The organism is Paracandidimonas lactea (assembly GCF_021653995.1).
Taxonomy (GTDB): domain Bacteria; phylum Pseudomonadota; class Gammaproteobacteria; order Burkholderiales; family Burkholderiaceae_B; genus Allopusillimonas; species Allopusillimonas lactea.
The window spans coordinates 89,971-103,592 of sequence record NZ_JAJJOZ010000005.1; the positions used below are offsets into that span (position 1 = coordinate 89,971).

Below are 13,622 nucleotides of genomic sequence, written 5' to 3' on the forward strand. Positions count from 1 at the left end.
TTTATCCGCTTAGCGCTTCTCGGGGTTGAAGTGCTTATTGATCCCCGACCACACGGCGTCGTAGCCTTGCTGCAGCGTGCCTGCCGACAGAGCGGCCTGCGTGGGGCGGATGACGCGCCGGGTCTCGAACATGAATGCCATGGTATCGCGAATGTAATGCGGCTTGCTGGTGTCGGCGGCAGTGGCTTTTTCAAAGGTCTCGGCATCGGGGCCGTGCGGGCTCATGCAGTTGTGCAGGCTGGCGCCGCCTGGCACAAAGCCTTCGGCCTTGGCATCGTACACACCTTGGATCAATCCCATGAATTCGCTGGCGAAGTTGCGGTGGAACCAGGGCGGCCGGAAGGTGTTCTCCATGGCCAGGATCCGGGGCGGGAAAATGGCGAAATCTATATTGGCCGCGCCGGCAGTATCCGAGGGCGAGGTGAGCACCGTGAACAGGCAAGGATCGGGATGGTCGTAGCTGATCGAGCCGATAATGTTGAAACGGCGCAGGTCATATTTGTACGGCGCGTTGTTGCCATGCCATGCCACTACGTCCAGCGGCGAATGTTGCAGCGTCGTTTGCCAGAAGCTGTCGCTGAACTTGGCGATCAGCGTGTAGGGGCCTTCGATGTCTTCATACCAGGCCACCGGTATCTGGAAGTCGCGCGCATTGGCCATACCATTCGAGCCGATCGGGCCCAGTTCCGGCAGGCGCAGTGGTGCGCCATAGTTTTCCAGGACATAGCCGCGCGCGGCCTGTTCCAGCAGTTCGACGCGGAAGCGCACCCCGCGTGGGATGACGGCGATCTCGCAGGGTTCGATGTCCATGCGGCCCAACTCGGTGGCCAGGCGCAGGCGGCCGTGCTCGGGCACGAACATCATCTCGGCGTCGGCGTTGTAGAACACGCGCCGCGTCATCGACTGGTTGATGGCATACAGGCTGATCGCCACGCCGATCTGGTCATTGCTGTTGCCGTTGCCGGCCCAAGTGTGCATGCCGTCCACGAAATCCGTCGGCGCCTGCGGGATATCCAGAGCGTTCCAGCGCAGGCGGTTGGGTGAGGCGGGCGTTGTGTTGAAGTCCGTTTGCCATCCTTGTGCGCCCTCGTAGGGTACGAAGGCGTCTTGCATCGCGGCAGGGCGGATGCGATATAGCCAAGACCGGCGATTCTCGGCGCGTGTCATGGTGAAGGCGGTGCCAGAAAGCTGTTCCGCGTACAGGCCGTAGGGGCAGACTTGCGGTGAATTGCGGCCCACGGGCAGGGCGCCGGGCAGCGCTTCGGTGGCGCATTGGTTGCCAAAGCCGGTCTGGTAGACAAGAGTAGCAGTCATGGTGTGTGTCCTGAAAGTGGGTGTCCTGCGTGCGTGTTCCATAAATGGATGCCGAAATATTGGCAACGCGGTTGTTCACGGGTGTCCTGCGTGTGTGTTTTATAAACACGGGTGTTTAGCGCAGCTGCGTGTTGGCGTGCATGCTGCGCTGTAGCGGGAGCGGTGGTGCCGCCCCGCTTAAGCGGTGGCAGCTTCCGCGTGCGGCACCACCGCTGCGCGAGCATATTCCAGCGCCTGGGTGATCACATCCAGGTCGCCGATATGGTTAGCCAGCAACAACACCAGCGCTGCATTCATGGCATGGCTCTGCGCGGTGCTCAAATCGCGGTGCGCATCGATGAGGCGTTCATAGAAATCATCGGGCGCGGCCAAGCCGGGCAGGGTGTTGAGTAACGTATTCATGGTGTTGATCTCCTCGATTCTTTCGGCCTGTATACGCGCACGCCGCCTTCATCAATATCTCGCTGGCTCGCCCAGGGGTTGCGCGTTCCAGGCATCTTCGTCTCAAGCATCTTCGTCTCGGGCGTGTTCATCCCGTGTTTGCGCGGCCTGCGTCAATGCCTGTCCGGGGACGGCTGTGGCGCGCAGCAACGCCTGCTGTATCCGGGCCATGTCCAGCCGCCGCCAGCGTGCGGCGATATGCTGATCGGGCCGGATCAAGTAACAGGCGCCCTGGCGCGCGTCGTAGCGGCGCGCGAGCGTCATCTGCTGATCGACCACGCAATGCATGCCGGCCGGCGCCTTGCGGGCCAGCGCCGGCGACAGAGCCAGCACTACCTTGACCTTGAGCGGGCCTTGCTCCAGCTCTGCCAAGGCGCGCCGCTGCTCAGGGTTGGGAATGTGCGTATTGCAGAACAGCGCTACGGTAAAACCGGCTCCCAGTTCGCCCAGCCACCACGCATGTTCGCCGTTGAGCGTAACCGGGCCATCGGGCGCCACATCGCCCAGCGGTGGCGCGTGGCTGAAATCGTCGACATCCGGTGTGCTCAGGGGCGAACCGGTATAAGCAGTAGGCGTGGACAGCCTGCCGCTGTTCACCAGCTTGCGTGCGAACTCATGCGTTCGAGCCAGGGCCAGAACGGTATTGCGGAACAGCAGGCTGATCTCGCTTTTTGGCGTGATGAAGTCGGTGGAATGCGTAGAGTGGGCAATGTTTTCGTCGGCCGCTTGCTCGCGCTCGGCGGCATAGCTGTCAATCAGCGCATCAGGCGCAAGCCCCCGGCAAACGAGATCCAGCTTCCAGGCCAGATTATCCGCATCCTGCACGCCGCTGTTGGCGCCGCGCGCACCGAACGGCGACACCCGATGAGCCGCGTCGCCCGCGAAGACGACACGGCCATGGCGGAAGTGATCCATGCGTTCGCAGGCAAAGGTGTAGATGCTTACCCATTCAAGCTCAAAGCGCACGTCTTCGCCCAACAGGGCCTGGATGCGGGGGATGACTTTCTCAGGCTTGGTTTCCTCTTTCGGGTCGGCATCCCAGCCAAGCTGGAAGTCGATACGCCAGACGTTGTCGGGCTGACTGTGCAGCAGCACGGACTGGCCAGGGTGGAAGGGTGGATCGAACCAGAACCACCGCTCGGTAGGGAAATCGGCGTGCATCTTGACGTCCGCGATCAGGAAGCGGTCGCGAAACACTTGGCCGTGCGTTTCCTGGCCCAGCATGTGGCGCAGTGGAGAGCGCGCGCCATCGCAGGCAATGAGCCAATCGGTGAACACCGTATAGCTGCCGTCGGGCGTCTCGACGCTAACCTCGGCGCCATTGTCGCGCTGTTGCAGGCCCACCGCCTTGCTCTTCCAGCGCACATCAATGTTGGGGTGGGCGGCGGCGGCCTCGTACAGATAGCCCTCGCAGTAATACTGCTGCAGGTTAATGAAGGCGGGGCGCCGGTGACCCTGCTCCGGCAGCAGGTCGAACTGCCACACTTCTTCGTCTTTGAAAAAGACGCGACCGATATTCCACGACACACCCTTGTCCACCATGCGATCGCCGACCCCCAGGCGGTCCCAGATGTCCAGAGTGCGCTTGGCGAAGCAGATGGCGCGCGAGCCAGTGGACAGGCGATTGTCGTCGTCCAGCAGTAGCACGCGCTGGCCGCGGCCAGCCAACTGCAGTGCGAGGGTGAGGCCTACAGGGCCCGCGCCCACAATAGTGATGTGCTGGTGTTCGGTTCCGCTGGCGCTTCTTGGTATGTAGTCGAACGCCAGGCTTTGATAGTCGATGTCTCCCACAGCCTGCTCCTGTCTGACTCAGCCTTCGAGTTGCTTCCACATCTCGATGTCGCGTTCTGCAGTCCAGATGCGCGGGTCTTCGTAGCCGGTGGCTTCGTCATAGGCACGCGAAACGTCGAAGGGCATGCAATGGTCAAAGATCACCCAGTCGGCGTAACGGGGCTTCATGAAGTCATAGGTTTCGCGGTAGATCGTCTTCAGGTCTTTGCCCGCGGCCACGCCGTTATTGACGCTGCTGTACAGGTCGGTGAGGAAGGCCCGGGTGCCGGCCAGCCCCTTGCGCACTTCGTCGGCCGACTTAAGGGCGGGGCCACGGCCGGGCACCATTTTCTCTGCGTCGAACCCTGCCAGCGTATCCAGCGTTTGCGGCCAGTCGCGGAAGTAGGCGTCGCCGGCGTAGGGGGTGGACTGGTATTCGACCAGGTCGCCGGCGAAAAGAATACGCTGCTCGGGCAGCCAGGCGATAGTGTCGCCCTTTGTGTGCCCGCGGCCGACCTGCATGATCTGCACTTCAAGATTGCCCAGGTTGACGGTCATGTGGCCCTGGAAGGTGATGGTGGGCCAAGTGAGACCGGGTGGGATGGACTCGACATTGCGAAACAGGCGCGGAAAGCGGCCGATTTCGCTGGCTTTGTCCTGTTCGCCGCGTTCGACGATGAGATCCCAGGTGTCGCGGCTGGCGATGATCTCTTGCGCATGGTAAGCCGAGGCGCCAAAGACCCGCACGGCATGGTAGTGAGACAGCAGGATGTACTTGACCGGCTTGTCGGTCACTTCTTTGATGCGGTCAATGACACCCTGAGCCATGACCGGCGTGGCCTGGGTATCGATGACCATCACAGCGTCGTCGCCGATGATAACGCCGGTGTTGGGGTCGCCTTCGGCAGTGTAGGCGTAGGCATTGTCGGAGAGCTTTTCAAACGAGGCGATTTTGTCCTCGAGATCAGCGTGAGAGGCAAACTGTTTCTGTGTCATAGGGGCTCCGGGTGGTATTGGTTCCGCGGTCTAGGCGATATCGGTGTGTTGGCCCTGGGCGGGAGGTGTCTCTTTATGTGTCTCTTTCTATCGGCCGTTTTGGCGGCACTGCAGTGCGCTTCCGGCCGCGTCGAGTTGTGTTTGCCGACGTCTGGAAAGGGTAGCCGGCTGTTGAGCGGCGGGGAAGCTCTATGCTTCAAATAATAGTGCAATATTTGTGTATGTGCAATTCATTTGTTAATTACGAATTTGTGGTGCCCGAGCAATCGTCTTCTGTACGTTGCCATCGCTCCCGCCGAATGCGGACTTTTGAGCTGGCCTCCGTTTGTGTTCTAACTCATCGCTGTCGCCGTGTAGGCTCTAGGGCGCATCACGTAGCAAATAGGCTGTCCCGCCCCCCAACAGCATTCGACATGAGGGGCGCCGTGGCGGGGCAGGCTGGGTGCGCCTTGAGCTCGCCGTCAAATTCACGCGCTTTCAGCGAAAAAGCGTGAGCGCCTGTCCGCTCCATTCTCCCAACAGCATTCCACCTGAGGGGCGCCGTGGCGAGGCAGGCTGGGTGCGCCTTGAGCTCGCCGTCAAATTCGCGTGCTTTCAGCGAAAAAGCGTGAGCGCCTGTTTGAGCGCCGTTGCCCCGCAGGGGCAAAAGGGCGAGTTCGCACACGCCGCTGAAAGCGCGTGAATTTGACGGGAACCCCGAAGGGGCGAGCGATCGAAGCGACCAGCCTGCCTCGCCACGGCGCCCCGGCTAAAGAACAAAGACCACGGCAAGCGAACCGCCGCCAGCCAAGCGCGAAGAGCGACGAGGGAAAAGAGACGAAGGACGAGGGACGAGGGACGAGAGACGAGAGACGAGAGACGTACAACGGGCGAAATCAGGAGACCCGCGGCCCTCCTAGGCAGGCGCCTTCTTGAACACCACCTGCTGCTCCCCGGCAGCCAGACCTGACCGCGCGTCGCAACCGCCCGGCGCAATAATATCGGCCAGCGTATAACCGTCCAGATGACGCAGAAACGCACCCAGCGCACCTTGCATAATGCCCGTGAGGCCACAGGTACCGCTAAGCGTGCAGCGGCTGTCCGCGCCCAGGCACTCCACCACGGCCAAATCATTCTCGATGTCCCGCACCACCGCGCCCAGATTAATAGCGCCAGGCGCCTTGGCGAGCCGCATGCCACCGTTCTTGCCGCGTATGGTTTCCAGCCAGCCCAACTGCGCCAGCCGGTGAGTGATCTTCATAAGGTGCGGCTCTGAAATACCGTACGCCTGGGCGATCTCCGCAATCGTACACAAGCGCTCGGGATGCTGCCCGACATACATCAGCAGGCGCATCGCGTAATCCGTCATCGACGTCAGGCGCATGGCATCACTTCCCGTCAGGGCGGGGCCGTATCAGCATCGGTACGAAACGCCACAGATACAGCGCCATGCATGCGATCCAGCTGGCCGCCGCCGCCTGCAAAAGCAACAAACTGGCATTGGTAGGCGCCAGCGCGGCCAGACGCAGCACCACGGCCGCCACCATCAGCCAATAGCTGGCCAGCATACTGCCATCAAGCTTGAGCGGCCGGCCCAAGTGGCCAAGCGCCGTGCGTGTGACCATACCGATGATAAGCACCGCAAAACCGCCCATACCGATAACATGTGCATGTACCGCGGCGCGGGCCAGCACACCGCCGCCCAGCCCGGCTTCGTAGCAGGCGGCAACCAGCAAGCCGACCGCCATGCTGGCATAACCCAGGTACAAAATCCACAGCATCGGCTTGCGCAGCACGGCCGCAGGCTTCCAGCAAAACAGCTGCCAGAGCGCGATCAGCCCCGTTGCCGCCAGCGTGATCGCCATCAGCACGGGCGCCTGCAGCAGGCTGAAGGCGATGGCGGCGACGCTCAACACCATTTGCGCATGGCCGCTGCGCGTGAGCATGGGGATCTCAAGGCCCGGCACCATGCGCATGGCAAAGAAAGGAATAACGCGGCGCGCAATCAGCAGCGCAATCACCGCCATACACAGCAAGCCCTGGTTGAAGTGGGCCATCAGGCTGGGATAGTCATTGTTGCGCGCGGCCAGGGTATAGAGCAAATTGGCCACGCCCAGACCCAGCGTAAGAAGGGGCAGGCCCTGGTTGCGGCGGCTCTTGCCCTTGATCGTGACGCGCAACAGACAGATGGCGGCAATACCGAAGAACAGCGTTTCGGCCGCCAGCGCAATGTAAAACGCCGTGATACCCCCAGCCAAGTAACCGATGCGGGCAACGACCCACAGCACCGCCAGCGCGCCCAGGCCGGGGCCTTTGAGCGGGTTGAAACCCGTCCAGGTAGCGCTGGCGGTAAGCAGGAAGCCGACGGCAATGGTGCCAATAAAGGCCCACAGCATCTCATGCGCATGCCAGGCCACGCCCCACATGGGTTGGGTAATGAGCGCAGGCGCGAAAATCCAGATGGCAATGGAAATCAGCGCCCAGGCGCAGCCAGCGATATACAGCGGGCGGAAGCCCAGGCTGAGAAAAGCCTTCATGTCGGGCGCCGTGCTCGTTGGCGCCATGGCCGATGGCTGGGCCGCGCCAGCGCGACGGATTTCTTGCACCGTAGTGCGGGGGTGTTCAGCGGCCATGGTCAAGATCCCTCGGCAGGGTTTCGGGGTGATTATTCATCTGGTAGCCAAACCACAGGCTTCGTGCAATGCGCTGCGCCGCCTCTTCGGCGCGCTGCGCGAACAGCCGATTGGGAAGCGTCTCGGTGGTGTTGTGAAAGAGTTTGAGCCAATGGTGAAACATGTGCGGTTCCAGCCCCGGCAACGCCACATGCTTGGGCATGGGCGTGCCGCTGTAGGTGCCTGAACCCAGCAGCACCGAAGACCAGAAACGGACCATGATGGCCAGATGAGTGTCCCAGTCGTCGATGTGCGCGTCAAAGATGGGGCCGAGCAGGGCGTCGGCGCGAACACGCGCGTAAAAATCGTGAACCAGGGTAGTGATTTCCTGTTCAGTGCATAAAGCGGCTGGAGCCATGGAGTATCGATTACGGTAGGAGAACGGGCACCCGGAAGTGTCGAGGCCGGGTGGTAAAAGATTTATTTAAAAGTAATCTTATAAAAATAGCCGCATGCCGTCAATCCGTGGGACATCCGGAAGGCATCCGTGAGACACATCCATGCAGGGATTGGCGCCGGAACGCAGACGATCACGGACGGTAGGGTGGTCAGCCCCGCGCCGGCACCTCATGGTGTGGAGAGCAGGCGCCAGACCGCTGTGCAGGACGGTTGCGCCTACCCAGGGAAATCCCATGCATCGGGCGCCGAGCCGGAACCTGCGCCCAGGGCCCGTTGCATGAACACCACGTCGATCCAGCGGCCCAGTTTGTAACCCGTGGCGGGCTGTGCGCCCACATAGGCGAACCCCAGGCTGCGGTGCAGCGATATAGAACTGCGGTTGTCGTGCCCGGCGATGACCGCAATCATCTGCCGCCAAGGGCCTTGTTCGCAGCGGCGCAGAAGCTCAGCCAGCAGCACCTTGCCCAGGCCTTTGCCGGACTGCTGGGGAGAGAGATAGATGGAGTCCTCGAGCGTGTAGCGGTACGCAATGCGTGGACGATACAGGCCCGCGTAGGCATAGCCGACCACCACGCCATCCAGCACGGCAACCAGGAATGGCAGCCCCTGGTTTGTGATCTTGTCCAGCCGCTGCCGCATCTCGTCGACAGTAGGAGGGATTTCTTCGAACGTGTAGATGCTGTTCAGGACGTGATGCGCATAAATGGCTTGTACGCTGGCTATATCGTCGGGCGTTGCGTCGCGGATTTCGAGGCCTGCGATGCGGGATTGTGCGGGCATCTTGCCGCCGCTGGAAGGGGCTTGCGCACCAGGGGCGCTGATCATACTATTTTCCTTGAAGGATGCGACAGACCGATGCATCACAGTATAAACAAGGAGTCACCCATGCCGGTTCCCATCAATGCGCTGACAGACGATTTCGCCGTCGCGCCGCAACTCGCTCCCGACGACATGCGGGCCGTCGCCGACGCGGGTTACAAAAGCGTCATCATCAACCGGCCCGATTTCGAGGGCGGCCCGGATCAGCCCCAGTCCGCCGATGTCATCGAGGCGGCGCGGGCGGCCGGGCTGCAAGTGGCGTATCTGCCGGTGGTCAGCGGCGCCATGACGCCGCACGACGTCGAGCGCTTCGCCGAGCTGCTCAAGACCATGCCCGCACCTGTACTGGCATACTGCCGCACGGGTACGCGCTGTACGTATTTGTACCAGGCGGCTACGCAACCGTGAGGCACGCCGGGTGTTGACGCAAATCAGTACCTGGGTGTATTCACTAGGTACACTATTCATGTCAATCCATTAACCTACGGGGCACAGCAAATTATGGGGGCCAACACCATGTTCAAGAAAATACTCATCCCAACTGACGGGTCTTCGCTGTCTGCACAGGCCGCGAACAAAGGTGTTTGTTTTGCTCGCGAAATCGGGGCCGAAATTATCGCCCTGCACGTCACGCAGCCCTTTGCAGCCACTGTGGGTTTCGATGGCATGGCCGCAGCCTATGCCATCACCGACGAAGACTACGACAAGACTGCGCAGGAGCAGGCTCAGAAATACCTCAAAGCGGTACTCGACCGCGCCGAAACCGCAGGCGTCAAGGCCAAGGGCCGCTCGGTGTCCAATTTCAATGTTGCCGACGGCCTGGTTCAGGTCGCCGAAGAAGAAGGCTGCGACCTCATTTTCATCGGCAGCCACGGCCGCAGCGGCCTGTCACGTCTGCTGCTGGGCAGCGTCACCAACAAGGTGCTCAGCCTGGCCAAAACAGCCGTGCTGGTATATCGCGTCAAAGAATCTTCCTGATGCGTCCTCGCCGGCTTTGGGCCGGCGTCGCGGTAACAAGGCGCCCGTTATGCATAACGGGCGCTTTTTCATGTGTACGCTGTTTTTCATGTTTCGTGCGCAGTCTCAGGTGGGCGGTATGCCGCTGGGCATAAGGCGCTGCCGGTTACGGTTGATGGCTTCGCGCGCAATTTCTTTCAGCGCTATATCGCCCAATATGCCATCGGGATGGGCGTCCAGAAACGCCAGCATCGGGGCGCGCATGCCAGGTGGCCAAAACTTCTGAATGTGGCTGGCGATGCCTTCCAGCGCCTCGGCCCGGTCCGGCATGGCCTCGAAAAATGCGGCAATGCGGTTGGCCAGGCGTATCAGGTGGGCAATATCGTTCATGGCTCGCGCCCCGGGCTTTCGCGCCCCGGGCTTTCGTGCCCCGGGCTTTCGTGCCCCGGGCTTTCGTGCCCCGGCTCATTCTTCAAGTATTCGTCGTGGCTGTAGAGGGTGAAATTGCCGCCGCGTACAAAGCCCGCCAGCAATATGTTCAGGCGCTCGGCCATATCCACCGCATAACGGGTGGGCGCGGAGACCGCCACCAATGCCCCGATGCCGGCGGCGGCGGCTTTCTGCACCATTTCAAAACTCGCCCGGCTCGAAATCACCGCAAAGCCCTCTGTGGTAGCGACGCCTTGGCGCAGCAGGTGGCCGATCAGCTTGTCCAGTGCATTGTGGCGCCCGACATCCTCGCGCACGGCAGTCACACACCCGTTCATGTCCGCCCAGCCGGCCGCGTGCGTGGCGCCGCACGTTCGATGCAGCGGCTGCAGGGTGTCGAGTTGTATGGCCGCGCCCGTCAGCGCGGCCCCCCGGTAACCTTGGGTGGGGGCGGGCAGGACAGCCAGATCGCGCTGTACGTCATCCAGGCTTTCCAAGCCGCACAGGCCGCAGCCTGTCCTGCCGGCCAATGTGCGCCGGCGCAGTTTCAGGCCGTGCATGCGGGCGCTCGCAATCTCAACCTGCAACACAATGCCTTCCGGACGCGTGTCTACGTCTATGCCGTAGATTTCCTCAGCGTTGTGGATGATGCCCTCTGTAAAGGCGAAGCCGATGGCTAAGTCCTCGAGGTCGGTGGGCGTGGCCAGCACCGTCGCGTGGCTAATGCCGTTGAATTGCAGCGCTACCGCGACTTCATCCGCAATATCGTCAGTGTCGCGGTGCAGCGCGTCCGGCGTGCCGCGCACCACCGCGCGCCGTTGCAGGCCGGGCAGTGCATTGGCCATGGCGTCGGGTGCGGAGGATGGGACAGGGGCTTCAGGTAAACGCATGCGGTTCGCTCCGTCAAAGTTTGCCGGTTGCGGTAGGATCAGGAGAGGAGGCGGCTGCGGCTGTGAGGTGGCCCTGCGCATGGAGCGCTGGCGCGCCCATGCGCTGTCGTTGTGTCAGCAGTGCGTGCTGTGTCTCGTCAAACGCTGCCCAGTCCGCCTGCCAGTGCGAGGGCTTGGTAACCCGCCGTGCTTGTACAGCGGTCACTTTATATTCCGGGCAGTCGGTGGCCCAGTCCGTGCTGTCCGTTGTCACGACATTGGCGCCCGATTCCGGAAAATGAAAGGTGGTGTACACGACACCAGGCTGTACGCGGTCGGTTACCTCGGCGCGCAGCACGGTTTCGCCGGCTCGGCTCTCTACCGCTACCAGGTCGCCGCTGCGGATGCCGCGGTCTTCGGCGTCGTGCGGATGTATCTCCAGCATATCCTGCTCATGCCACTGGACATTCGCCGTCCTGCGCGTTTGTGCACCCACGTTGTATTGGGACAGGATGCGGCCTGTGGTCAGCAGCAGCGGAAACTTGCGGGTGCTGCGCTCTTCGCTGGGCACATACTGGGTAATCATGAAACGGCCCTTGCCGCGCACGAAGGCGTTGGCATGCATGATAGGCGTGCCGTCCGGGGCCGCGGCATTGCAGGGCCATTGCACACTGCCGCCCAATGCGTCGATGCGGTCGTAGGATACGCCGGCAAAAGTAGGTGTCAGCCGCGCGATCTCATCCATCACTTGGGAAGGGTGATCATAATTCATCGGGTAGCCCAGCGCATTGGACAGCGCACAGGTGACTTCCCAGTCAGCCTTGCCTGCAAGGGGTGCCATCACTTTGCGCACGCGCGAGATGCGCCTTTCCGCATTGGTGAAAGTGCCGTCTTTTTCCAGGAAGGACGATCCGGGCAGGAACACATGTGCATACTTGGCCGTTTCGTTCAGGAAGATATCCTGAACGATCACGCATTCCATGGCGCTGAGCGCGGCCGCGACGTGGCGGGTGTTGGGGTCTGACTGCACCACGTCTTCGCCCTGGCAATACAGCCCCTTGAAAGTGCCGCCCACTGCGGCATCGAACATATTGGGCAGCCGCATGCCGGGCTCGGCCTGCAGGGGCACCCCCCAGTCGCGTGCAAAGGCGTTGCGCGTGGCGTCGTCGGAGACATGGCGGTAGCCCGGAAATTCATGCGGAAATGAGCCCATGTCGCAGGAGCCCTGGACGTTGTTTTGTCCTCGCAGGGGATTGACGCCCACGCCTTCCCGCCCAAGGTTGCCCGTGGCCATGGCAAGGTTGGCGATCGCCATCACTGTGGTCGAGCCCTGGCTGTGTTCCGTCACGCCCAGGCCGTAGTAGATCGCACCATTGCCGCCACTGGCATACAGGCGGGCGGCACCGCGTACATCGGCCGCAGGCACGCCTGTCGCGGCCTGCATGGCTTCGGGCGAATTTTCTGGCCGCATGACGAAATCCCGCCATTGTGCGAAAGCAGGAAGCTCGCAACGCGCAGCGATGAAATCATCATCGATGAGGCCCTCGGTGGCGATCACATGCGCCATCGCGGTCAGCAGGGCGGTATTGGCGCCGGGCCGCACCGGAAGATGGAAATCGGCTTTGAGATATGGCCCGCTCACCAAGTCGATGCGGCGCGGGTCGATGACGATCAGCTTGGCGCCCTCGCGCAGGCGGCGTTTCAGGCGCGATGCAAAAACGGGGTGCGCGGCGCTGGGATTGGCACCCATCACAATCACCACATCCGCCTGCATGACGGAGTCGAAGGTTTGTGTGCCGGCCGATTCACCCAGCGTCGTTCTCAGGCCATAGCCTGTGGGCGAGTGGCACACCCGTGCGCAAGTATCGACATTATTAGTGCCGAAGGCGGCGCGCACCATTTTCTGCACCAGGTATGTTTCCTCATTCGTGCAGCGCGAGGATGTAATACCGCCCACGGCATCGTTGCCATAGGTAGCCTGGATGCGGCGGATTTCCGATGCCGCGTAGTCGATGGCTTCGTCCCAGCCGACTTCGCGCCAAGGGTCAGTAATGCGCGTCCGTATCATGGGGGACAGCATGCGATCGGGGTGTGTGGCGTAGCCCCAGGCGAAGCGCCCTTTCACGCAGGCATGGCCGTGATTGGCTTTGCCGTCTTTCCAGGGTGTCATGCGCACCACCCGCTCGCCCTGCATTTCCGCCTTGAAGGCGCAGCCTACGCCGCAGTAGGCGCAGGTGGTGATGATGGCGTGTTCGGGCTGCCCTTGCTCAATAATGCTTTTCTCGATGAGCGAGGACGTGGGGCAGGCCTGCACGCAGGCGCCGCAGGATACGCAGTCACTGTCCATGAAACTTTCGTTCTGGCCGGCCACAATGTGCGAGGCGAAACCTCGGCTGCCTACCGTCAATGCGAAGGTGCCCTGCACTTCGCCGCATGCGCGCACGCAGCGACTGCAGACAATGCATTTGGCGGGGTCGAACTCAAAATATGGGTTGGAGCGGTCGACGGCGCTGTCCAGGTGGTTCTGGCCGCCCTCGCCGTAGCGCACCTCGCGCAGTCCCACCACGCCCGCCATGTCCTGCAGTTCGCAGTCGCCATTGGCGGGGCAGGTCAGGCAGTCGAGCGGGTGGTCGGAAATATAAAGCTCCATGACGCCGCGGCGAAGTTGGCGTAGCCGGGGCGTGCTGGTATGGATGATCATGTTCGGCTCTACGGGCGTGGTGCACGCGGCGGGATAGCCGCGGCGCCCATCAATCTGGACCAGGCAAAGACGGCAGGAACCGAAGGCCTCCAACTGGTCTGATGCGCAGAGCTTCGGTATATTGATGCCGCCTTCGGCGGCGGCCCGCATCACGGATGTGCCGGCCGGGACGTCGATACGGGTGCCGTCTATGGTTACGTTGACGCGCGTCGCGCTGCTGCGCGGCGGGGTACCGAAATCGCGTTCGCGGCTGAGCATGGTTTCCAGCATGTCATC

The 13,622-nt window shown here is 62.0% G+C and carries 13 protein-coding genes; 2 read left to right on the plus strand and 11 right to left on the minus strand.

Going from position 1 to position 13,622, the window contains the following annotated elements:
* Nucleotides 1-9: 9 nt before the first annotated feature.
* The 8 genes from hmgA to LOL23_RS10695 form a co-directional block, all read right to left on the minus strand.
* Entirely contained in the window at nt 10-1,314 is a 1,305-nt protein-coding gene (gene hmgA, locus LOL23_RS10660) for a homogentisate 1,2-dioxygenase (RefSeq protein WP_237173571.1), read from the minus strand.
* A gap of 177 nt (nt 1,315-1,491) precedes the next feature.
* Nucleotides 1,492-1,716, minus strand: a complete 225-nt coding sequence (locus LOL23_RS10665; RefSeq protein ID WP_160981518.1) for a DUF2783 domain-containing protein — start codon at nt 1,714-1,716, stop codon at nt 1,492-1,494.
* Between the two features lie 102 nt (nt 1,717-1,818).
* A complete protein-coding gene (locus LOL23_RS10670; RefSeq protein ID WP_439652091.1) occupies nt 1,819-3,546 on the minus strand; it encodes an FAD-dependent oxidoreductase in 1,728 nt (575 codons plus the stop codon).
* Nucleotides 3,547-3,564: 18 nt separating this feature from the next.
* Entirely contained in the window at nt 3,565-4,521 is a 957-nt protein-coding gene (locus LOL23_RS10675) for an MBL fold metallo-hydrolase (protein WP_160981513.1), read from the minus strand.
* Nucleotides 4,522-5,416: 895 nt separating this feature from the next.
* Nucleotides 5,417-5,884, minus strand: coding sequence for an RrF2 family transcriptional regulator (locus LOL23_RS10680; protein WP_160981511.1), 468 nt, complete (start codon nt 5,882-5,884; stop codon nt 5,417-5,419).
* Nucleotides 5,885-5,888: 4 nt separating this feature from the next.
* Nucleotides 5,889-7,064 carry an NnrS family protein gene (locus tag LOL23_RS10685; protein WP_369414119.1) on the minus strand — a complete coding sequence of 392 codons (1,176 nt, stop codon included), beginning with the start codon at nt 7,062-7,064 and terminating at the stop codon, nt 5,889-5,891.
* A gap of 58 nt (nt 7,065-7,122) precedes the next feature.
* A complete protein-coding gene (locus LOL23_RS10690) occupies nt 7,123-7,530 on the minus strand; it encodes a group III truncated hemoglobin (protein WP_160981509.1) in 408 nt (135 codons plus the stop codon).
* A 257-nt stretch (nt 7,531-7,787) separates the two neighbouring features.
* Entirely contained in the window at nt 7,788-8,396 is a 609-nt protein-coding gene (locus LOL23_RS10695; protein ID WP_439652092.1) for a GNAT family N-acetyltransferase, read from the minus strand.
* A 60-nt stretch (nt 8,397-8,456) separates the two neighbouring features.
* On the opposite strand from LOL23_RS10695, the gene LOL23_RS10700 reads away from it, so the two are divergent.
* Both LOL23_RS10700 and LOL23_RS10705 read left to right on the plus strand, forming a co-directional pair.
* Nucleotides 8,457-8,798 carry a protein tyrosine phosphatase family protein gene (locus tag LOL23_RS10700; protein WP_160981505.1) on the plus strand — a complete coding sequence of 114 codons (342 nt, stop codon included), beginning with the start codon at nt 8,457-8,459 and terminating at the stop codon, nt 8,796-8,798.
* A gap of 108 nt (nt 8,799-8,906) precedes the next feature.
* Nucleotides 8,907-9,368, plus strand: a complete 462-nt coding sequence (locus tag LOL23_RS10705) for a universal stress protein (protein ID WP_160981503.1) — start codon at nt 8,907-8,909, stop codon at nt 9,366-9,368.
* Between the two features lie 105 nt (nt 9,369-9,473).
* On the opposite strand, the gene LOL23_RS10710 is transcribed toward LOL23_RS10705, so the two are convergent.
* From LOL23_RS10710 to fdhF, 3 genes are read right to left on the minus strand one after another with little or no spacing between them, the layout of a single operon-like run.
* Nucleotides 9,474-9,737, minus strand: a complete 264-nt coding sequence (locus tag LOL23_RS10710; RefSeq protein WP_160981501.1) for a formate dehydrogenase subunit delta — start codon at nt 9,735-9,737, stop codon at nt 9,474-9,476.
* The gene (fdhD, locus tag LOL23_RS10715; RefSeq protein WP_237173573.1) at nt 9,734-10,666 is read right to left on the minus strand and encodes a formate dehydrogenase accessory sulfurtransferase FdhD; all 933 of its coding nucleotides are present in this window, start codon (nt 10,664-10,666) and stop codon (nt 9,734-9,736) included. Before fdhD ends, LOL23_RS10710 begins: the two co-directional genes overlap by 4 nt.
* 13 nt (nt 10,667-10,679) lie before the next feature.
* Nucleotides 10,680-13,616, minus strand: coding sequence for a formate dehydrogenase subunit alpha (gene fdhF / locus LOL23_RS10720; protein ID WP_237173574.1), 2,937 nt, complete (start codon nt 13,614-13,616; stop codon nt 10,680-10,682).
* Nucleotides 13,617-13,622 lie beyond the last annotated feature (6 nt).